Source organism: Dyadobacter sp. 22481, from assembly GCF_052044875.1.
GTDB classification, from domain to species: Bacteria; Bacteroidota; Bacteroidia; order Cytophagales; family Spirosomataceae; genus Dyadobacter; species Dyadobacter endophyticus.
This window is the reverse complement of record NZ_JBQENV010000001.1, coordinates 2,060,245-2,080,724: the sequence shown is the minus strand read 5'-3', so window position 1 is coordinate 2,080,724 and position 20,480 is coordinate 2,060,245. Positions and strand designations below refer to the sequence as shown.

At 48.7% G+C, this 20,480-nt stretch carries 21 protein-coding genes and 1 tRNA gene; 9 read left to right on the top strand and 13 right to left on the bottom strand.

From position 1 onward, the window contains the following. Positions 1–76: 76 nt before the first annotated feature. Positions 77–1,000, bottom strand: a complete 924-nt coding sequence (locus ACTJJJ_RS08090; RefSeq protein ID WP_426294160.1) for a sugar phosphate isomerase/epimerase family protein — start codon at positions 998–1,000, stop codon at positions 77–79. A 25-nt stretch (positions 1,001–1,025) separates the two neighbouring features. Next, a complete protein-coding gene (locus tag ACTJJJ_RS08085) occupies positions 1,026–2,039 on the bottom strand; it encodes a cation diffusion facilitator family transporter (RefSeq protein ID WP_188928775.1) in 1,014 nt (337 codons plus the stop codon). A 38-nt stretch (positions 2,040–2,077) separates the two neighbouring features. Here ACTJJJ_RS08085 and ACTJJJ_RS08080 point away from each other — a divergent pair, with 38 nt between their 5' ends. Next, positions 2,078–2,632 carry an NUDIX domain-containing protein gene (locus tag ACTJJJ_RS08080; protein WP_188928776.1) on the top strand — a complete coding sequence of 185 codons (555 nt, stop codon included), beginning with the start codon at positions 2,078–2,080 and terminating at the stop codon, positions 2,630–2,632. A gap of 1 nt (position 2,633) precedes the next feature. Then, the gene (locus tag ACTJJJ_RS08075) at positions 2,634–3,248 is read left to right on the top strand and encodes a LysE family translocator (RefSeq protein ID WP_188928778.1); all 615 of its coding nucleotides are present in this window, start codon (positions 2,634–2,636) and stop codon (positions 3,246–3,248) included. 3 nt (positions 3,249–3,251) lie between these two features. Here ACTJJJ_RS08075 and ACTJJJ_RS08070 read toward each other — a convergent pair whose 3' ends face one another. Together ACTJJJ_RS08070 and surE are read right to left on the bottom strand one after the other, a co-directional pair. Beyond that, positions 3,252–4,820: a GH3 family domain-containing protein gene (locus tag ACTJJJ_RS08070; RefSeq protein WP_188928780.1), complete on the bottom strand. Its 1,569-nt coding sequence runs from the start codon at positions 4,818–4,820 to the stop codon at positions 3,252–3,254. A gap of 14 nt (positions 4,821–4,834) precedes the next feature. Continuing rightward, complete coding sequence (gene surE / locus ACTJJJ_RS08065) at positions 4,835–5,602, bottom strand: 5'/3'-nucleotidase SurE (RefSeq protein WP_188928783.1); 768 nt, start codon at positions 5,600–5,602, stop codon at positions 4,835–4,837. 119 nt (positions 5,603–5,721) lie between these two features. Here surE and ACTJJJ_RS08060 point away from each other — a divergent pair, with 119 nt between their 5' ends. Beyond that, positions 5,722–6,216: a GNAT family N-acetyltransferase gene (locus ACTJJJ_RS08060; RefSeq protein ID WP_188928784.1), complete on the top strand. Its 495-nt coding sequence runs from the start codon at positions 5,722–5,724 to the stop codon at positions 6,214–6,216. 5 nt (positions 6,217–6,221) lie between these two features. Here ACTJJJ_RS08060 and trhO read toward each other — a convergent pair whose 3' ends face one another. Beyond that, on the bottom strand, positions 6,222–7,208 hold the full coding sequence (gene trhO / locus ACTJJJ_RS08055) for an oxygen-dependent tRNA uridine(34) hydroxylase TrhO (RefSeq protein WP_426294161.1): 987 nt from the start codon (positions 7,206–7,208) through the stop codon (positions 6,222–6,224). Positions 7,209–7,443: 235 nt separating this feature from the next. Here trhO and ACTJJJ_RS08050 point away from each other — a divergent pair, with 235 nt between their 5' ends. After that, a complete protein-coding gene (locus ACTJJJ_RS08050) occupies positions 7,444–8,058 on the top strand; it encodes a deoxynucleoside kinase (RefSeq protein ID WP_188928789.1) in 615 nt (204 codons plus the stop codon). A gap of 9 nt (positions 8,059–8,067) precedes the next feature. Here the strand turns inward: ACTJJJ_RS08050 and ACTJJJ_RS08045 are convergent, their stop codons facing one another. The 5 genes from ACTJJJ_RS08045 to ACTJJJ_RS08025 form a co-directional block, all read right to left on the bottom strand. Continuing rightward, positions 8,068–8,532 (bottom strand): hypothetical protein, encoded by a 465-nt coding sequence (locus ACTJJJ_RS08045; RefSeq protein ID WP_426294162.1) that lies wholly within the window; start codon positions 8,530–8,532, stop codon positions 8,068–8,070. 468 nt (positions 8,533–9,000) lie between these two features. After that, positions 9,001–9,393: a DUF6294 family protein gene (locus ACTJJJ_RS08040; protein WP_426294163.1), complete on the bottom strand. Its 393-nt coding sequence runs from the start codon at positions 9,391–9,393 to the stop codon at positions 9,001–9,003. A 134-nt stretch (positions 9,394–9,527) separates the two neighbouring features. Then, positions 9,528–10,046 (bottom strand): hypothetical protein, encoded by a 519-nt coding sequence (locus ACTJJJ_RS08035; protein ID WP_426294164.1) that lies wholly within the window; start codon positions 10,044–10,046, stop codon positions 9,528–9,530. 94 nt (positions 10,047–10,140) lie between these two features. After that, positions 10,141–10,222 (bottom strand) — tRNA-Leu (locus ACTJJJ_RS08030). Positions 10,223–10,507: 285 nt separating this feature from the next. Next, entirely contained in the window at positions 10,508–12,184 is a 1,677-nt protein-coding gene (locus tag ACTJJJ_RS08025) for a selenocysteine synthase (protein ID WP_426294165.1), read from the bottom strand. Positions 12,185–12,693: 509 nt separating this feature from the next. Here ACTJJJ_RS08025 and ACTJJJ_RS08020 point away from each other — a divergent pair. Continuing rightward, positions 12,694–14,433: a gliding motility-associated C-terminal domain-containing protein gene (locus ACTJJJ_RS08020; RefSeq protein ID WP_426294166.1), complete on the top strand. Its 1,740-nt coding sequence runs from the start codon at positions 12,694–12,696 to the stop codon at positions 14,431–14,433. A gap of 88 nt (positions 14,434–14,521) precedes the next feature. Then, on the top strand, positions 14,522–15,076 hold the full coding sequence (locus tag ACTJJJ_RS08015; protein ID WP_426294167.1) for a dihydrofolate reductase family protein: 555 nt from the start codon (positions 14,522–14,524) through the stop codon (positions 15,074–15,076). Positions 15,077–15,097: 21 nt separating this feature from the next. Here ACTJJJ_RS08015 and ACTJJJ_RS08010 read toward each other — a convergent pair whose 3' ends face one another. Next, positions 15,098–15,376, bottom strand: a complete 279-nt coding sequence (locus ACTJJJ_RS08010) for a hypothetical protein (protein ID WP_188928798.1) — start codon at positions 15,374–15,376, stop codon at positions 15,098–15,100. 298 nt (positions 15,377–15,674) lie between these two features. Between ACTJJJ_RS08010 and ACTJJJ_RS08005 the strand changes: the two genes are divergently transcribed. Then, complete coding sequence (locus tag ACTJJJ_RS08005; RefSeq protein WP_188928800.1) at positions 15,675–16,028, top strand: YciI family protein; 354 nt, start codon at positions 15,675–15,677, stop codon at positions 16,026–16,028. Further along, positions 16,018–17,244, top strand: a complete 1,227-nt coding sequence (locus ACTJJJ_RS08000; protein ID WP_426294168.1) for an RNA polymerase sigma factor — start codon at positions 16,018–16,020, stop codon at positions 17,242–17,244. Before ACTJJJ_RS08005 ends, ACTJJJ_RS08000 begins: the two co-directional genes overlap by 11 nt. Before the next feature lie 17 nt (positions 17,245–17,261). Here the strand turns inward: ACTJJJ_RS08000 and ACTJJJ_RS07995 are convergent, their stop codons facing one another. Beyond that, positions 17,262–18,608, bottom strand: coding sequence for a WG repeat-containing protein (locus ACTJJJ_RS07995; protein ID WP_188928804.1), 1,347 nt, complete (start codon positions 18,606–18,608; stop codon positions 17,262–17,264). 182 nt (positions 18,609–18,790) lie between these two features. On the opposite strand from ACTJJJ_RS07995, the gene ACTJJJ_RS07990 reads away from it, so the two are divergent. Then, positions 18,791–19,954 carry a DUF3095 domain-containing protein gene (locus ACTJJJ_RS07990; RefSeq protein WP_426294169.1) on the top strand — a complete coding sequence of 388 codons (1,164 nt, stop codon included), beginning with the start codon at positions 18,791–18,793 and terminating at the stop codon, positions 19,952–19,954. 3 nt (positions 19,955–19,957) lie between these two features. Here the strand turns inward: ACTJJJ_RS07990 and ACTJJJ_RS07985 are convergent, their stop codons facing one another. After that, the gene (locus tag ACTJJJ_RS07985) at positions 19,958–20,476 is read right to left on the bottom strand and encodes a cupin domain-containing protein (RefSeq protein ID WP_426294170.1); all 519 of its coding nucleotides are present in this window, start codon (positions 20,474–20,476) and stop codon (positions 19,958–19,960) included. Positions 20,477–20,480: the final 4 nt, after the last annotated feature.

The window sequence follows — 20,480 nt, the reverse complement described above, 5'->3', positions numbered from 1 at the left end:
AATGACAACACCTGACAAATAGCTTGTCAGGTGTTGTCATTTATAGTCAAGTTGTCACTTGTTGCTCCGGATGCGGTTATACGGTCGGTCCAACACGTTCCAACAAGGCCTTTGTTGCCTTGATACCGTCATATTCCGAAAGCTTGCTTCCTTCATATTCGATACCTGCGATGCCTTTGAAGCCGCTATCCTTCACCACTTTGAGGATTTTAGTGTAATCAGTTTCGATACAGTTGCCTTTTTCATCGAAATCGTAAGTTTTCGCGCTCACACCTTTTGCAAAAGGCATCAGTTCCTGCGTTCCCAGGTAGCGGTCGTAGGACTCCGCGCAGCCATCGGCCGAACGTTTGATACAGAAATTACCGAAATCCGGAAGCGTACCTACATTTTTCATGTTCACTTGCTTCATCACGCCCGACAACCATTTGCCGTTTGAAGAAGAACCACCGTGGTTTTCGACGATTACATTAATGCCGGTTTTGGAAGCAAATTCGCCCAGTTTACCCAAGCCTTCCACCGCTGCTTTTGCGATTTCTTCGTCGGAACCTTTACCGAATGCATTCACGCGGATGGTTTTGCAACCCAGGTATTTGGCAGCTTCTACCCATTTGTAGTGGTTTTCAACCGCTTTGTTACGTACCGCCGCGTCTAGCTCGCCCAGCCCGCCTTCGCCGTCGATCATGATCAGGTTGTTGGTCACGCCGTTGTCTTTCGCTCTTTTCAGAAGCTCGGCGAGGTAGGTTTTGTCTTCTGCTTTGTCTTTGAAGAACTGGTTTACGTATTCTACGATAGAGATACCAAACTCTTTTTTAGCCAGCTCAGGGAAATCCAGGTTGGTGAGTTTTTTCGCGAAAAGAGCCTTGTGCAGCGACCATTCGGCCAGTGAAATGTCAAACCAGAGTTTTTTTGCAGCCGGGTCGGCGAACAGATCAGTGAATGCGGAGGCAGCAAGCGCAGTGGCTCCGGCCTTTTTAAGGAAATCGCGACGAGAAAAGTCCATGATTGGTTAGAATTTAGATTAATTATTATTCCTGAATATTGATTCTGGCTTCGCGGTACAGCTTCTCGTTTTTGGTGAGCTTGGCTGCGTCCCATTCGATGTCCTGCACGAATTCGTGTTGGCGGACGGGACAATTGTCGATCCTGCAAAAGTAGCAACATTGGTATATGCACGGATCGGCGTGCACGAAAATTTCAGTTTCCCCCGGCTGCGAGCCTTTCAGAATATTCTCGAAGTCGTGGATTGTCTCGTGTACCTTTTGTAATTCCCAGTAATAGGGTAGTGTCAAATGGCAGTCGATATGCAAATCGGAACCGTATTGCTGGGCGCGGAGGTTATGGACGTCGATCCATTCGTCCTTTTTGTTTTCATTTAAAACATGGATCACTTTGTCCAGCAGCAGTTCGTCGCTAGCATCCATGAGCCCGGCGACCGATCTGCCGACCAGCTGAGACCCGCTATAAGCCAAGAAAATGCCAAAAAGGAGGGACGCAACGCTGTCGATCCAGACGTAGCCGGTTAGCATGATTAACCCGACACTTAAAATAAGCACCACACTACTGATGCTATCGGACATTAAGTGTTTTCCATCCGCGACCAAAGCGAGCGAATTCGCCCGGCGGCCTTCCGTTAGCAGTTTATAGCCGATGGCGGTGTTGACAAAGATCGTGAAAATGATAAAGACCGAACCTTGCGCCAGGTTCTCGATTGGCGAGGGGTCCATAAGCCTTTTCACAGCCTCCACGACAATAAATATCGAAGCGATGATGATCAACGCGCCCTCGAAGCCCGCTGAGAAAAATTCGACTTTGCCGTGGCCGTAAGGGTGGTTCCGGTCTTTGGGTTGGGACGAAAGATAGATGCTGTAGAACGCAAAACCACTGGCGATTACGTTGATAATCGATTCGAGCGCGTCACTCAGAATGGCGTTCGAAGAGGTGAGGTAGAATGCAAAAAACTTCAATCCTGTCAACAGGATGCTGGCTACAAAAGACAGCATGATGAGACGTTGTTTAAGCTTATTTTGGTTTATTTGCATTTGAGATTTGTCAATAAGGAGCCAAAAATACTAAGAAAATGCGGGTTATATCCACTGAAAATAACTGGAAAACACTATCGTCTGAAACCGTGTATGAGAATGCCTGGCTGGAACTCAGTCACCGTGACGTGATTAACCCCTCCGGCAATAAAGGTATTTACGGTGTGGTTAAGTTTAAAAATCAGGCGATAGGGGTGATCCCGGTGGATAGCGACAACAATATTTACCTCGTTGGCCAATACCGTTACGCGATCGATGAGTATTCCTGGGAAATCCCCGAAGGCGGCGGAGCGCTTAACGCCGACCCGCTCGACGCTGCTAAGCGTGAACTGAAAGAAGAAACCGGTCTTTTGGCTAACAAATGGACCAGACTCTCTCGCATTCATACATCCAACTCGGCAACTAACGAAGAAGGGTTCCTGTTCATTGCCGAAGAACTCACACAAGACCAGGCCGAGCCCGAAGATACGGAGGATTTACAGGTATGGAAGCTGCCTTTAAAAGATGCAGTAGAAATGGTCATGCGATCCGAAATTACCGATTCACTTTCGGTAGCGGCCATATTGATGACTGCCAGACTGAAAGGTATCTGATATGCTGCAAGCGCTACTTTACGGGACGCTGACGGGCGTCGCATTGTGTCTTACTTTTGGCACCGTTTTCTTTTCATTAGTACAAAACAGCGTCGATAACGGTTACCGGACTGGTGTCAAGATCGCACTGGGCGTATTTGTGTGCGATATTATCTTCGTTTTCTTCGCCATTTTCGGCACGGCTTTGCTGCCCGATATCCCCAATTTTCAGCAATGGATGGCCGGCGCCGGGGTTGTCTTTCTGACCGCATTAGGTTTGAGCAATATCATCAAAGGCCAGCCTCAGATAGCAGAACCGCAGACGCGTTTTGGGAATTTTCTATATTATTTTACAACCGGCTTCCTGTTGAATGGCCTGAATCCGGTGAATTTTATCAGCTGGGTAACTATCGCCTCGTACATCCGCACGAACCTGCATTATGACCTGAACCAGGTACTGCTGTTTTTTACGGCGAGTGTAATTGCCGTATTTTTGGTTGAGAGCGCTATCGCAGTCTTCGCGCACAGGCTGAAAAGGGTTTTTACGCCCAAAGTGGTCACTATATTTAACAAAGTGACAGGCGTGGTTTTCATTCTCATCGCCTGTCAGATTGCTTATACCAATTTTTTGAAGTAGCGGCTATTCTTTAATATAACCTTCGGCTTTCAGGAAGTTTTGCCACTCACCGATCAGGTCTTTCTTGAAAACGCGGGGAAATTTGTTTTGTCCGCCGAGCTTGCCTTTGGATTCCATCCAGTGGTAGAATGCCTGATTGGGCAGCACGGTCACGAATATTTCTTTCAATGCGTGACGGCGCTCTACTGCGTAATCGTCGTTCAGTTCCGAAAGCTTCGCATCGATTTTTTGTTTTAGAATTTCTGCGTCCACATCGGACTCTTCCACACCTACATACCAATGGTGTGCAAATAAAGTGCCGTGCTCAATGCCGCAGACCGTGAATTCCTTCACCGTCAACCCCATTTCATCGGAAACCAGGTCAATCGCCTTATTCATATTATCGACCGAAAGGTGCTCGCCGCAAAGGCTGAGATAATGCTTCGTTCGGCCGGTGATCACTATCTCTCCGCGCGATTTGTCCACGAATTTCAGCGTATCGCCGATCAGGTAGCGCCAGGCACCGGAGCAGGTCGAGAGCAGCAATGCATATTCTTTCCCTTCTTCCACCTGATCGATCATCAGCGTCTCCGGGTCATCGAGCATTACACCGTCTGAATCGAAGTTTTTAGGGGTGAAAGGGATGAATTCGAAGAATATGCCGTTGTCGCACACCAACTCCATTCCTGCCGCACCCGGCCGCGACTGGTAGGCGATAAAGCCTTCGGAAGCCAGGTAGGTATTGATGTAGGTCATCGGTTTACCCAAAAGCTTCTCGAAACCTTTGCGGTAGGGTTCGAAAGAAACGCCCCCATGTGCAAAAACCTGCAAGTTGGGCCATATTTCATGGATGTTCTTCACATTGTAATGCGCGATGATCTTCTCGAAAAGCAACTGGATCCACGCGGGTACACCTACCACGAACCCAATGTCCCATTCGCTCGCGACGCGGGTGATTTCTTCCAGTTTCAAACCCCAGTCGCGCTGCGCGGCGATTTTCTGGCCGGGCTTGTAATAGGGGCGGAACCAGCGCGGGATTTGCTGGATCTGAATACCACTTAAATCACCTGCCAGACTGCCGGTATCGTGCGGATTCAAATTTGTGCTTCCGCTAAGCATCAGGAATCCCTTTTCGTACAGATCCGGCGGAAGATCTTTGTAATGGCCTAATGACAGAATCTGACGGATACTGGTCTTCTGAATGGCTTTTGTCATTGCTTTGGTAACCGGGATCTGCTTGGAAGCAGCCTCCGAGGTTCCCGAACTTAATGCATAGTATTTCACCGTTCCCGGCCAGCACACGTCATTTTCGCCTTCGAGCGATTTGTGCCACCACTCGTTGAATATCTTGTTATAGTCGTAAACTGGCACGGTACGCTTATAAAGCTCGTAAAATGCGCCTTTTTCACCGAAAAGAATCGAAGAAAGCAGCTCGTCGAAGTTGTATTTCTCGCCGAACTCGGTATATCTGGCCTTGGCCAGCAATTTGGCCAGGGTTTTCTTTTGCTGCTGATGTAAACTTGCCTTGCGGCGGTTGGCAACGATGTTGCTGAAATGGATGCCTTTCTTTAATAAACTGCCTACTAATGCCATAGCTATTGGTTAAATTACAAATCCCAGGTCGATAGCTTTTTCAACGCTTCATACTCTGTCAGATCATATTGACATGGCACCACTGAAATATAGTTGTTATCCAGTGCCCAGACATCGGTATCTTCTTTTTCTGTATCGAAATTGACAAACTCTCCGGCCATCCAAAGGTAGCCGCGACCGTTCGGGTCGACGCGGTAGTCGAATTTCTCCTGCCATTTGGCATGCGCCTGGCGGCAAACTTTGACGCCCTTCAATGCCAGATCAGTTTTTGCCGGAATGTTCACATTCAAAGCAATCCCGTTTGGAATACCATTTTTTAAAGCTTCCTCGGTAATAGACTTGATGAAGGGCACTGCGTGACTGAAATCCGCATCCTCCCTGAAATCACAAAGCGAAAAACCGATGGCCGGAATGCCTTCGATGGCCGCTTCGATCGCTGCCGACATCGTGCCGGAATATAGCACGCTGATCGAACTGTTGCTACCGTGGTTGATCCCGCTCACCACGAGGTCGGGCTTGCGGTCGCGCAACACGTAGTTTTTCGCCAGCTTCACACAGTCGGCCGGCGTTCCCGAGCATTCGTATTCCGTTATATCATCAAAAATATGGGTGGAATATAGCCTGAGCGGTTCACCGATGGTAATGGCGTGGCCCATTCCGGATTGCGGGCTATTGGGAGCGACCACGATCACTTCGCCCAGCGTCTGCATAATTTCAACCAGTGTTCGGATTCCTTTTGACGTTATTCCGTCATCATTAGTAACTAAAATGAGGGGTTTCATATATTTCTACTGATCGGGTGCTTAGCTGCTTCTTGCGATCTCGTCTGCCGGCTCAGTAACATGGTTTTTTAGTGAATAAATATTTAATTGCGCTCTTCAAGCTGTCAAATTTAAGCAATATGCCTTCATTCGCAACACTACAAGCCTCGGTCAGGGACATTCCGACCATCATCGAAATCCAGGAAGAAACATGGGAACCGACTTACCGTGACATCCTTAGCAAGGAGCAGATCGATTTTATGTTCGAAAAAATATATTCTCCGGAATCCCTCACGCAACAGATGCAATCGGGCCAGCAATTCATGATCCTGCTGAGTGACCAAACCTCGGTTGGCTTTTCGTCGGTGTCGGAAGAGCAGCCCGGGAAGTTCAAATTACATAAAATATATGTGCTTCCCGCCACACAGGGGACCGGCGCTGGTAAATACCTTTTGCACGAAACAGAAAATTACGTGAAGTCGGTGGGAGGAACTGTGCTGTCGCTGAATGTCAACCGCTACAATAAGGCTCGGGCATTCTACGAAAAAATGGGTTTCCGCGTCGTGGACGAGCAGGATATTCCCATCGGGCCCTACTGGATGAACGATTATATCCTCGAAAAAGCATTGAACTGAACCGGCTATGCCGATTCAGTTTTCAACGCGAGTTTCATTTTTTTGATATTCTTCTGCTGGCTTTTCAGGCCTTGTAACGGATTGTAGTTGTTGCTGTTGACCACGTAGTAACCTGTTCCGTCGTAGGTGCGTTTGCCGGGGTGCGATTTGCATTCCGCTGAGCATGTGCCCTCCATTTCCCAGCCACATTTTTCGCAAATGGGCAGATGGTTGTTACATTCGGCATTGGCGCAATTCACCATGCGGTCGCAGGGCTCCTCGCAAATGTGGCATTTGGAGATCACCGTCGGGTTTACGCTGTTCACGTCTACGGTAATGCGGTTGTCGAACACGTAGCATTTGCCATCGAAGTTCTCGCCGCCTTCCTCAAGGCCGTAGCGTATAATGCCGCCGTGTAGCTGGTAAACATCCGTAAAGCCCTGGTCGAGCAGGTAAGCACTGGCCTTCTCGCATTTGATACCGCCCGTGCAATAGGTTACTACCTTTTTGTCTTTCAAATGGGCGATCTCATGCACGTGGTCTGGCAGCTCGCGCAGGTTATGCATATCGAAGGTGATAGCACCCTTAAACTTGCCCACTTCGTGTTCGTAATCCGAGCGCATATCCACGAGCACCACATCCGGGTCGTCCAGCAGCTTCTTGAAATCGGCAGGTTCGAGGTGCTTGCCCGTGCGAACGAGCGGGTTGACGGGGAGGTCGGAGTTCACGATCTCCTCCTTCACACGCACATGCAGTTTTTGAAAAGCAATGTGGTCCGACTCCTCTACTTTAAACTGAACGCCCGCGAATCGTGCATCCGAACGTACGTAGTTCATATATGCCTCACATTGCTCGGGTGTGCCCGAAACAGTGCCGTTCAGACCTTCCGGCGCCACGATAATGCGGCCCAGCAGGTTGTTTTCTACACAAAACAGGTGGTGCTCGTCGCGGTAGGCGTCCGGGTCCGCGATCGTCGTATAATAATAATATAGGATAACCTTGTAAGGTTTCATCGATTGTCGATTAAGTATTCCAAAAGAGAAAGACCTGAGATTCCGCTCCGGAGCGCCGGGCTGCCGCAGCGCCGGCTGCCGGATAGCAGCTCTTTTCTCTAAATCAGCCGCAAATATACGAATAATGCAAGTTTTAAGAAAATGCCGAAAATCAGTTTTGTAGCTGAGCGCTTATCCGTTGAAATACATATTTTTGTACGCACTCGTTCATTCACTCAACTTATCCTATCTCCTTATGCATATCGCTATTATTGGTAATATCGGCGCAGGTAAAACCACTTTGACCCAAATGCTGGGCGATTATTTCAAATGGGAAGTGATGTTCGAGGCGGTGGAAGGGAATCCCTATCTGGCTGATTTTTATCAGGATATGGAACGCTGGGCGTTCAACCTACAAATCTATTTTCTGAACAACCGTTTCGCACAGGTTCAAAAAATCCGCGAAACGACTTATTCGACGATCGTTCAGGACCGGACTATTTTTGAAGACGCCTACATTTTTGCCCGCAACCTATATGAGTCGGGTGTGCTCGTAGAACGCGATTACCAGACCTACCTGCTGCTTTTCGAATCCATTATTCGCACCGTATCCCAGCCCGATTTAATGATTTACCTCAAAGCGGACATTCCCAAGCTCGTGTCGCAGATTAAAAAGCGTGGCCGCGAATTTGAGTCGGACATTTCGGTTGATTACCTCAAAAACCTCAATCACTATTACGACGATTTTGTGCACAACTATGAAGACGGCAAGATCCTTGAAATAGACGTCAATAACATGGATTTCGCCTCGAATCCAGCAGATTTCGACTACATTGTTTCTTTGCTGAACAAGGAGCTGTTCTACGTATAGGGGGAGGCATTAATACATGCAGGCGATCGCCTTGTTCAGCAATGCATTTTTTGGGGCGTCGAGATTGAATACCTTCTTGTCTTCGGGAAGTAGTATCTCAATCTTCGTGGCGCTTTTCATCCTTTCGAGTTCTTTGGGAGTAATAGGCGAGGCGAGGACGAAAATCGGGTGCCAATTGCTGCGGTCGTTGGCAGCTGCATAGAGCGAAAAATGCCCCGGAGGCGCCCAAAACCTGATTTCGATAAACATCTGGGTATAGTAGACCAGCCCGATTTTTTCATTATGGTAGCTGAGAATACGTTCTTCTCCCGTGCGTGTGAGTGTCAGGTATTCCTTCTTGTCGGCAAGCTGGATCGTGTGATAATGTACTTTCTTGTGATTCGATGGGCTGATCGTTTCCCGGCATTGGGCAAAACAATGATTCCTGCCAGCCACCAGCAAACCAACCATACCAAGCAGGAAAGCAAATTTCATGCAGAGGGCATAATTCAACACTTTCTTATATCGGGGTTATTCAAACGTTTGTAAAGATAATCGCCTGATAAGTAGAATGCAACACGATCAGGGGAAAGTTGTATTTCGAGGAAAACTTATGCTTGACGGATGGAGGTATTTTCTATTTGACTCGAAAAGTATGTGACGGATACTGAGAACCGGAAATGGAGCTGGGAAGGAGCCGAAAAGGCATAAAAAAAGTGCGTTGGTTAATAATTTCAAAAATTGCAGACGAAATTGCTCTTCACGGTCCATGGGAAAAATATTGTGTGTGGAGAGATCAACAAGGGATATCCCACGATCTGCAGAAATCTGCAAATAGTGGGAATACGATAGGCAATAAGGAATTGACGGATACTTATCTACTAGAATGATTAAGCCTAAACGAGCTTGACAATGGATCGATCAAATAATGTGTACCTGTCTTAGCAGTAAGTGTCTGGCCTTTTATTCATGGGTGGTGCGAAAATTCAACTCGACCCATGCAATATTTTTAAATAGGTTACTATTGAAACCGTGCTTTTGTGACTGCCAGTTATATACCTGTGTTGGTATATAAGGAGAATAAACAAGATCTTCTTGCTCTAGATCTGGAAGTCGTCCTAAGTAACCTTTATTTTCATCCAGTAAGTTAAACGATTGGTGCCAGGTCGCCTTAGCTTTTGTTGATACAATTGTGCAAATCCACTTGTATTCTCCAGTATTGTACAGCATCAGACTTGTCGTCTGTATCGTCATTACGCCCTCGTTATCGGTAATTTGTCCAAAGTACGCAATGACATATTGTCTTCCAGTGATGGGCTCCGTCGTAACTCCGCTTACTTTTGCTTGCACACCCATAATGATCTAGTTTAGAGTAGTTTGTTGAATGTAGCTTAAAAAATCAACACCTACCCCAAATGCAAGAAATTAAAGCTCGTTAGGTATGGAAAGGCCGCAACGGCTCACAACAAGTTTTTCACTGCGCCGGGTCGCTAGAGAACCTTTTGCTTTGGAAAAGCTGGTAACAGGAAATGGATTGTATAAGGTGCCATATTTAGTGATTCGAGCGCGTGGGTACGCAGATCAGCCGCATTCTCATTATCGAAATCTTGAATATTAATAATCATCAAGTCGAACGCTTCCAGGAAGTCCAAAAAGTAGTTTGTCCACTTTTCGTAGGTACTAACCGATTGCGGTTTTAGCGTACGTTTCTTGTCTGCCATAAACTGATCGAGCGCCACCACTAATGGCATTTGACCAATTTCACGTAGTTTTTTTACCGGGTCGATGTGCCCGCCTGACTTCAACACTGTATTAATTTCCTGAATCATTATGCGGGCGCTTTCTTTCCGATCTTTCTGGGTTGCACCCTGTACTAACTTTTTCCTTCTTTTGAGCTTTTGATCTTTGTCCGAATACACATAGTACTGCACGTACCAGGTGGAATTTTTTGGCCTTTTGAGTTCGGCTGGTTCGAAGGGGAAAACCTTCCTGGGATAATTCCAGCTCATATTTGGTTGCTAAAAATTGTCCCGAGAGCCGTTTTTGAATTTTCGGACATAAAAAAAAGTGCGTTTATAGCTCATAAACGCACTTTCGACAATGTGACCAGAAGGAGAGTCGAACTCCTATACCCGAAGGCACTACCCCCTCAAAGTAGCGTGTCTACCAATTCCACCACCTGGCCGTCTATCGTGATGCAAAAGTAGTATTTAAAAGATACGGCGCAACAGTTATACCCCGATTTTTTTGAGAAAATATCGCGAATTGCGCATGAAAACCTTCGTATTTGCGCAATTTGGTCGTAGTTTCGCTGCTCTCAAACGAGCTAGTGTCCGGCAGATCAGCGTGTTCAGCCATTCCAGAAAAATGGCTTCGAGATATTGAAAATTTTAGATTTAGTAATTAGCATAAAAGCCCTGGCGTCGATCCAAGGCTTTTTATGTTTATTAGCGTCATGTGAAATCCGATACTAGGTCGACAATGGCCGTCCAGCAGGAATATTGATCCGCTGGCGGTTGTTGGGGAAGGTCGCTTTTTTAGCGGTAAACTTCGCATTGACATATTCCACCATATCGATCTCGCCGGTAATGGTGTCACCCGACAGTTTTCCGTGGAATGTCATCGTCAGATTGTCGCCCGGTACGCTAAACCGGCTCTGAAAGCGTACTTCATCGCCATCGATGTTACCGAAGAGCTCACGTGTAGCGAATTCGCCGTTGTGCGTTCCGTACAGGTAGTTTCCGTCCTGTTTTTCGATGATAAAACTATGCTTGCTGGTGCTGGTGTAGAATTCGATTGTCACATCCCAACGGCCAGAGATTTCGGCGGCCGGGGCTTTCATAGAAGCTTCCGCTTTGGGTGCGCTGCGTTTACGGGTGAGGATCTCATGCACGCGTTCGGCCACGATCTTATCGTTGCCCGGGCCCATCATATAAGCAGCAATTGTGATGGACGTCGTAGGAGGGCCTGATTGAGCCGATGCCTGGCCTCTGCGGTAGCCGGTTCCTACCGCCACACGCGGCTTGGTGGTTTGCAGTTCGTCGGCTACTTCCTGTCCTGTTATATTGAGTTTGGTAGGGTCCCAGGTAATCGTCAGCGTTGGCGTTGCATTGTCTAACGCACCTTCTTTGGGTTCGCGAATCTCCACTTGGGCGCTTGGGATACCACTCATTTTTTTGGAAATCGTGTCGAGCCACGACACCCAGGTCCTCATTTCCGCTTTGTGGTCACGCGTCGCCCACGCTTCAACGGCCGCGAGCATACCTACCATTTCTTCGCGACCTACTTTATTATTGCGGCAAGGCCCGTGGTGCGGTGCGCTGGCCTGCCATGCCGACATCAGAACGTCCTTGCTTCCCAGCATCAGACCTGCGCATTGCGGTCCGCGAATAACTTTCCCACCACTGTAAGCCACTACGCTGGCGCCGGCTTGCAGGTGGATATTGGGGATCGTCAGACGCTCGGCGGCGGCGTCGACCAGTAATGGTACACCCGCTGGTTTGGCGATATCCGCTACCGCTTTTACTGTCCACGGTTCATCGCCCGGCATCATGTAGATCATCGCCGTGCGTGGGGTGATGGCTTTTTTTAGTTCTTCAATGGTGTCGACGGTAATGATTTTCACACCCACATTGCGGATCGCGTGGTCGTATACGTTGCGCGAGGAGCGTGGAATAATCACCTCCGTTTTTTCAAAGCCTTCCAGATTTGGAATACGGATAAGCTTTTCGGGGTTGCCACCCGCGATAATGCCTGCCGTCACCTCGTTCATCCCTGCTGCGCAACCCGATGATACCATGCCCCATTCCGAGCCGACGATCTCGGAAAGGCGCTGGCCTACGCCAAATGCAAGTTCGTCGATCTGTACATTATACTGGCATGCATATTCCATTGCCTGACGCACTTCCGGCAGCTCGATGGACGCGCCGATAATGGTAAATGTCCCCCGGCAATTGATGATCGGCTCCACACCGATGGACTGATAGATTTGCGGTCCGGCTTTCAACGGACCCGGTGCCGACACGGCTGCCGAAGCCTTCTGAAACCATTTCGGTTTGCTGCTTTCGGCAAAGGCGGCCGATGTGCTCAGAACGCCTCCCGCGAGCGGGATCATGGTGAGTTCTTTGAGAATTTCTCTGCGTTTCATTGGTGTTAAGGTATATGGGGGTTTTGAATGGTTAAAGGGCTTTGTAAGGAAATTTCGTCGGACTCAGTCAGGTCTTGTCAGACATTGTCAGGTGTTGTGATAAGGATGCCTGATTTGGTTGGGAATACCCTTTTTTGTTGAATAATATCTTAATTCAGGCCCTCCTTGTCCCTGGCTTGCAGCCGAACGCTTCTGACGAGGCAGGCTGATAGGCTCCACGCGTGCATTGAGCATGCAGGTATAATACGGTTGCAAACAGGCTGCATATATACGATGAGGACAACTATTTGAAAGCTACCCCCTCATCCTACGCCTGTAAATATTTTCAACGATGTAAGCACGCGGATAAAAGCAGTGACGATGTTGCTTTTACGCTGGTAACCAGCTCGAAACACCGGATTTTTTTTCCGGTCGCATTTGACTAGCACGTAATGCAAAAAGATTGCCCTTGTCACGCAACGGCTGTGATTATTAAAGCGTAAAATATTTGCAAAGAACCCCGGACCCTTATGATGCATATTTTACTTTTAACCATCATTTCCTGCCTTTTCTTACAAGTGGCCAATGCGCAAGTGGATTGCAGTAACGTGGGCTTCGAGCAGGGGAATGCCAACGGCTGGGTGCTTACCTACGGGACTGTTACCGACGCTAACCAGCAAACCGTTTTCCAGTCGGAACAGAACGGCACGCAGAACAACGAACATTATATTACCAGCCTTTCCGATGGCAATGACCCGAAGATATCATCGATCCCGATGGTTGCTCCCGGCAGTATGCACTCCATCCGGATCGGCAATGTCAATGAGGGAGGGCATTTCAGCCGCATTCACACCGAATATACTGTAACGGCAGATAACACGCTTTTTCAATATAAGTTCGCCGTCATTTTGCAGAATACCGGTGTCGATGGCAGGGCTAATCATGCACCCTATCAAAAGCCTGGGTTTAATATCCTGATATTCGATAGCAACGGCGAAGAACTGCCTTGCAGTAGTTACGATATTCAACTCGAAGGCACCAACACAGTGGAGGGCTTTCGGGCCTCGGGCGATATTCAATACCGCAACTGGACGGTTGGCGCCATCGATTTGCGCGATTTTGTGGGAAAGAAGCTGACGATCGTTGTGACCGCCCACGGGTGTACACGCATGAGACATTTCGGCTATGCCTATTTCGACGCCGAATGCCTGAAATCGGAGATTAGACAGGTGGCGGATTGCCCGGATGCCGATGGCTACATTACGCTGGCAGCGCCGGAGGGATTCGGGAAATATAGTTGGAATAATGGCGAAATCTCGCAACAGATCCGAGCGAAGGCTAGTGTGGGTGATAAGTTTCACGTAGAGATGGTGCCGCGCGGCAGTCTGGATGAGTCTTGTGCATTGGGGCTTGATTTTACGGTCGGCTTTAAAAAGAAAACGGCCGTTCTGGCGCAATCCATTTGCGATGGCGAGGCCTTCGCATTAGGCGATACCTTGCTGAAAACGAGCGGTACCTATGTGCGGAATGTGAGCAAAAGCAATATGTGCGACAGTACCGTAACCCTGACGCTCACCGTGAACCCGGTAGGGAAATTTACACAACACCTGCGCATTTGTGAAGGCGAAAGCGTGCACGTGGGCGACAGCACCTACACGCTTCCCGGAACTTACATCCAGCATATCCCGCAGACAACTGGCTGCGACAGCGTCGTCACAACCGTCCTCGAGGTGATCAGGATCGATCTCTCGGTGACGCCCACGCTTTCCATCACACAAGGCGACAGTGTGCATGTGGAGCCAATCATTGAGCCTGCGGACAGCTATGGCTACCATTGGGACCAGCCCGGCCTTTCCTGCTCGGACTGCCCTGATCCCTGGGCATCCCCGCGGCAATCGACATTGTATCAGCTGGATGTGTCGGACCCGGATAAGGTATGTATCAGGCAGGCGCGCGTGCAGGTGTACGTGAAGCCCTGCGGCATCGAAATACCCGACGCATTTTCGCCCAATAACGACCAGTTGAATGAAATTTTCTACGTGTACGGCAATGCCTGTGTGAGGCAGGTGAGGGAAATGTTCATTTACAACCGGTGGGGCGAAGTGATTTACCAAAAATCCAATTTTGCCGCCTCGGATCCTTCGGCGGGCTGGGATGGGTCCTATCACGGCCAGAAGACGGCGCCGGGCGTTTATCCGTACAAAATCAGGGTAGAACTGACTAACGGGTCGTTTTTGAGTTATAAGGGCGTTGTGAATCTGCTGCGTTGAGAAAAAAAGTGACGCCCCTGTCCTGTTTCAAGATTCCCGTTTGTAATGGGGGTAGTTGAAATAGTATTTATCTCAAAAACAGAACATCATGGGAAAGCTCATTGCCTACAATTTCACGACACTCAACGGTTACTTCAAAGGCGTCGACAACGATATCAGCTGGCACCGGCATGGCGAAGAGGAAAATGGGTTTGCCGCCGATAACCTCGAAGCGAAAGCAACCCTGCTATTCGGCCGGGTAACCTACGAAATGATGGCAGGTTTCTGGCCGACGTCAATCGCTGCTGACAATATGCCGGAAGTCGCCAAAGGCATGAACGAAGCCGAAAAGATCGTCTTTTCAACTAGCCTTCAAAACGTCGATTGGGAAAACACCACGCTCGTCAAAGGCGATCTGTTAGAAGCCGTTCGGAAACTGAAAGCCATTCCCGGAAAAGTCATGACCATCCTGGGCAGCGGCAGTATCATTACGCAGCTCGCGGAAGCGCGCCTGATCGACGAGTATCAGTTCATGATCGATCCCGTCGCTATCGGCAAAGGCACGCCTTCATTCCAGGGACTAACGCAGAAGTTGGATTTGAAACTGACTGCCCACCGGGTGTTCGAAAGCGGGGTGGTGCTGCTGAGTTATGAAGCGAGTTGAAATGCACTGTAGCACTGTGTTTCAGGATGGCTGGCCGTTGTGATAAGGAATAGCCTTGATAAGCCGGATATTGTTGTATTCAGGTATAGTCACTATATTTTCTTTTGGCACAATCCCTCTTTGAATCCAATTTGTAACAGTCTGTGTGTTAGAGATATTGAATCGCTTGCAATACTCAGAGATGGTAACCCATTGATCCATCGGGTACTGAATCCCTTTGTATTCGCAATAGTCTTTTAATGCCTGTTTGCTGTCTGCCAGTAGCTTTTCGAGCTCTGATTGGTTTGTTTCTGTCGTCATGATTTCTAATCTGGATTAATCAGTATCACCATTGCCATCTTCATTCAGCACTTCTTGAATTAGCGCAATGATGTCGAGCACGTCATCCAATTCCTTTTGAGTCAACGAATCCTGTCGGTCTCGAAGATATTGTCGAAGCGCTGCCAACTGCATACGGAGGTGGAATTCTTGCATTATATAATGTGTGTATTAGTGTTTAAAGTTAAGACTTGTTTCGTTACGAATCAAATTGTATTTTAAGGGTAATGTCTTGGAATTTATTGGAATATTTATTTTCACAACTAAATCTAAAAACACCATGGAAGAATATCTCATTCTGATGCGCCTCGACCTTCTGACAAAGGACGCGCAGCCTTCTCCTGAACAAATGCAGGAATATATGAAGCAATACCACCACTGGGTCAACAGCATTGTAATGGAGGGGAAGTTTGCGGGAGGGAAAGGGCTTTCTACGGAAGGGAAGGTGTTGAAAAGCAACAATGTAGTGACGGATGGGCCCTATGCCGAGACGAAGGAGTCGCTGGCGGGCTTTATCGTGATCCGGGCGGAGAGTTTTGAGGATGCTGTGCGGCTGGCGGGGCAATGCCCGATCCTGAATGGCGAAGGGAATAGCGTAGAGGTACGAAAAATCGTTTCAGTACATGAACAGTGAGCCGCTGATCCCGCATTTGTTCAGGACGGAGTACCGGAAGATCGTTTCAGTGCTCTGCAGGCATTTCGGGTTCAGGGAAATAGAGGTGGCCGAGGATATTGCCAGCGATACGTTTCTGGTAGCAGCGCGGGCGTGGGGCATCGAAGGGCCGCCGCCGAATCCGGCAGGCTGGTTGTATAACACGGCAAAAAATAAGGCGAAAAATTACCTGCACCGACATTCTGTTTATGAAGAGAAGGTTTTGCCGGAAATTCAGGCCGGCCTGGACGCAGATTTAACGTTCGACATCGACCTCACTCCCGCGAACATCACCGATAGCCAATTACAGATGCTGTTTGCAGTGTGCCATCCGGCGATATCGGACGAATCCCAGGTGGGACTGGCGTTGCGGATACTTTGCGGATTTGGTATTCAGGAGATTGCCGATGCATTTCTGACGACCAAAGAGGTAATCAATAAACGATTAACCAGAGCAAAAGAACGGCTACGGGAGGCGGATATCCGGATCGAAATGCCCGGCCCGGCAGATATGGGCAGGCGGTTGGAACCGGTGTTGACTGCCATTTATTTACTATTCAATGAAGGTTACTATTCGGTAAGTCAAGACCGTACCCTTCGGAAGGATGTTTGTATGGAAGCAATGCGGCTTTGCACAATGCTGGTTGAAAACAATGCTACCAACAAGCCGCAGGTCAATGCGCTGTTGGCCATGATGTGTTTTCATGCCTCGCGTTTCGACGCGCGTACCGACGCTTCCGGTGCGCTTGTGATGTACGAAGAACAGGATCCGGGGTTGTGGAATGTTGATTTGATCAGAAACGGTGTTGTTTTCCTGCAATGCGCGGCAAAGGGCGATACGGTCTCTCGATACCACCTTGAAGCAGGCATCGCGTACTGGCATACGCAGAAGGAAGACAGCCATGAAAAATGGAGCAATATCATCTATTATTATGACCAACTGCTGAGCCTCTGTTATTCGCCGATCGCAGCGCTCAATCGGGCATTTGCACTGTCCAAAGTCAAAGGGAAAGCCGAAGCAATCCGCCAAACGGAGGCACTGGCGCTCGAAGGCAATCATTTTTATTTCGCATTGCTGGGCGAACTCTATGACGGAATCAACCAGAAAAAAGCATTGGACAACCTCGAAAATGCACTACGACTCGCCAGAACAGCCGCTGATCAGCAGGCTATCCGCAAGCGGATTGCGGCATTGTGAAACAAATCGAGCCTATACTATTTCGTCGTTTTCTTTACCAAACGCCTTTTTAACACTCTTTGGTAAAACAGATTATTCAGCCAGACGAAAATAAGCACCCCGATAATGATAAAAACGGCATTCAATTTGTAGGAAAAGCCTGCAAATTTTTCCTTGCCATCCAGCGAGAGCTCGAAACGGAGCCAGGAACGTTCAACAGTAGTGGTGAGGTTGTCGAAAGGAAGCGCTTCGTCGTAAATGATTTCGGTGATGAAATGGCCCGTAGTATCCATATAGCCATACTTATCATCGATGCGGATCATCGAAATGCCGTGGTTGTAATAGGACGCAAAATCGTATTTCAACGGGGTCCGCACTTTGCCCGACTTATCGATATGCCCGAACTTGCCATTGATGGCGACGGCAGAACGGTTTTCGGCAGTGAAACCGGTAGCCTCGTCATATAAATGTTGGATATGCAGCTTGCCGGTTTTGTCTATACAACCCCATTTGCCATTTTTCTTAACCCAAAATAAACCATTGGTGGGCTTGCGGGTGTCGGTATACTCGAAAGGAACGATGAGATCGCCGGTGAATGGACTGATATAACCGTACTTATCGCCATATTGTACACGCTCCATGCCCTGGCCGGAATATTTATATTCGGGATCGATGTCGTCTAGGGCTACCGGCACTTTCAGCATCATGTTTTTATCAATAATGCCGAACTTGCCTTTGTAATTGAAGTGGTAAATAAATTTTGCGGCTTTAATCTCCTTTTCTATAAAGCGGCTGAAATTGAAATTCAGTATGTGAAAGTCCGTCGGTCTTGCTATCCACCAGAGTACATCCTCTTTCGTGTCGTGGTTGCAGAGGAAATCGATATCCGAATCCTTGATCAGGTAGTCTTTAGAATAATGGTGAATGGGTATTCGGTAAAGCTCTTTTCCGGTGAGGTCGATGTACGATAATCCGTAATGCTTGCCAGACGGGTATATAACCCAGGTTTTGCCGTCACGGAACCGGTCTGTGGAGGTATATTTGGGTTCGATTACAATTTTTCCGCGCTTGTCGATGAAGCCGTGCAGGCCTTGGCCTTCCGCATTGAGTTCCAACGGCACGAATTCAGCAACGCCTTCGGCAAAGTCGCCGATATCGCGGTAGGCGGGTGTGAGCTTTCGACCGCTCTTGTCGGTAATGAAGGTCTCGTATGAACGGCAAGGGATGCTCACCTTCTTGACAACGTAGATGTCGTCATATTCCCGGTATTCATTATATTCTTTCAGCCATGCTTTGTTGCCTGCGGGTGTTATCTGAGCCGGGGCCCAGGCCGATTGCAATAAGAATAACAGGAGTGTAAGATGATTAAAAGTCGGTCGAAGCATTCAAAAAACGCAGGTTTCAGGTTAGTCGCTGCCATTACCGCATCATATTGGCATGGCCGGGAACGCGGCAGGTATTCAATTTCAGCCTGCAAAAAACAAAAACTTGACAGGATTATCGATTTTCCAAGGGGTAATTATTTGAGAAAATAGGTTTAAATTAACCTCGAACTTATACAAAAACCATGTCGCTGGCCCGGAACGAACAGTTTTATTCGCGTTTGCCTGCAAACCATATTTCGCTGGGCGAACTGCTTACCGAAGAGCACCTCTTTTACAATGTGCCCGAGTCGTGGCATGTGGTGGTTACCGACATCCGGAATTCGACCGGCGCCGTGGCGGGCGGGATGCACGAGACGGTCAATCTGATCGCGACGGGCAGTATCGTGAGTGTGCTCAACATCGCATTCAAGGCCGGCATTACCGTTCCATTCTTTTTTGGCGGCGACGGCGCCACATTCATCGTGCCGCCATTGATTGCGGACGCGGCCATGCGTGCCTTGGCAGTTTTTAGGAAGAATACAAAGGAGAATTTCGAGCTGGACCTCCGCATTGGCATCGTTGCGGTGAGCGAAATTTACGCGAAAGAATTTGAGCTGAAACTCAGCAAACTTAGAGTATCCGGCGCGTTTTCGATTCCCGTCATATTAGGCGACGGACTGTATTGTGCCGAAAAACTCATCAAAGGAGAGCATTATCGGTTCGACTATGAACCCAACCCGGAAGACGAGCTCGACCTGAGCGGTATGCAATGCCGCTGGGACAAGATCGGCCCGCCGGAATTGAACCAGGAAGTGGTAACGCTGCTCGTAATCGTACCAGCGGGAAAAAAGCAGGCGGCATTGTTTGCGAAGGTCATGGAACACGTTGACGGCATTTATGGCCCCTACCCACGGCGGCAACCTATCTCAGTTGCCAGGCTGATCTGGCGGACTACTTTCAAAAAGATGGAAATGGAGATGCGGGTCAGGGAGGGGAGCACGAGCATCCTCCGTCTGGCAGCATCTTGGATTGCCTGGCTTTTCGGTTACGTATACTTCCGGACGTCACACGGAAGAAATTACCTGAACAGTCTGGTCGAAATGTCGGATACGCTGGTCATAGACGGGAAAATCAACACGGTGATTACCGGTACGCCCGAGCAGCGGGCGCAGCTTCAAAACGCCCTCGACGTCATGGAAGCAGCGCGGGAGATCCATTACGGATTGCACGTGAGTAGCGAATCCGTAATGTCGTGCTACGTCCATGACCTCAAAGACGGCCATATCCATTTCATCGATGGCGCAGAAGGTGGCTATACCAAAGCGGCAGGAATGCTGAAACAGAAATTGCGGAATGCGGGCGTTTAGAGGCTATTGTGTGGGCCCGACGGGCAGCATTTTCTGCACATCTACGGGGAAACTGTCGTATTTCTGATACAATTTCAAGTATTTTGCCGCGTCGATCACGGGCTCGGTCAATATCGATTTTAGTCCGTAGAAAAACCCTTCCCGCTGCTGGCCGGGGTTGAAGATCAGGTTGATAACAACATCGTCGCCCGACTGATTGGAAAACCCGTGCGCAGTCATGCGCGGCACGTACACGACTGCGCCCTCTTGCGCAAGGACCGGGCCATCGACCAGGTCGATCGTCAGCGTGCCTTTGCGGACGATGAATGTCTCGTCCATAAAACGGTGGTAATGCAATCTCGCGCCGATCGTTGCGGGGGCAAGTTGGATCTCGTAAACACCCAGCTGATCATTGGAGATGTCGCTGGTTACTTTGAACGTGATGCTGTTTCCGCCCATGGTAAGCATTTCGCCCTCACCTGCGGCAAACAGGACGGCTTTGTTTTCCAGTGTATCAGAGAGGAAATCGGTTTTATTTTTCATGGCA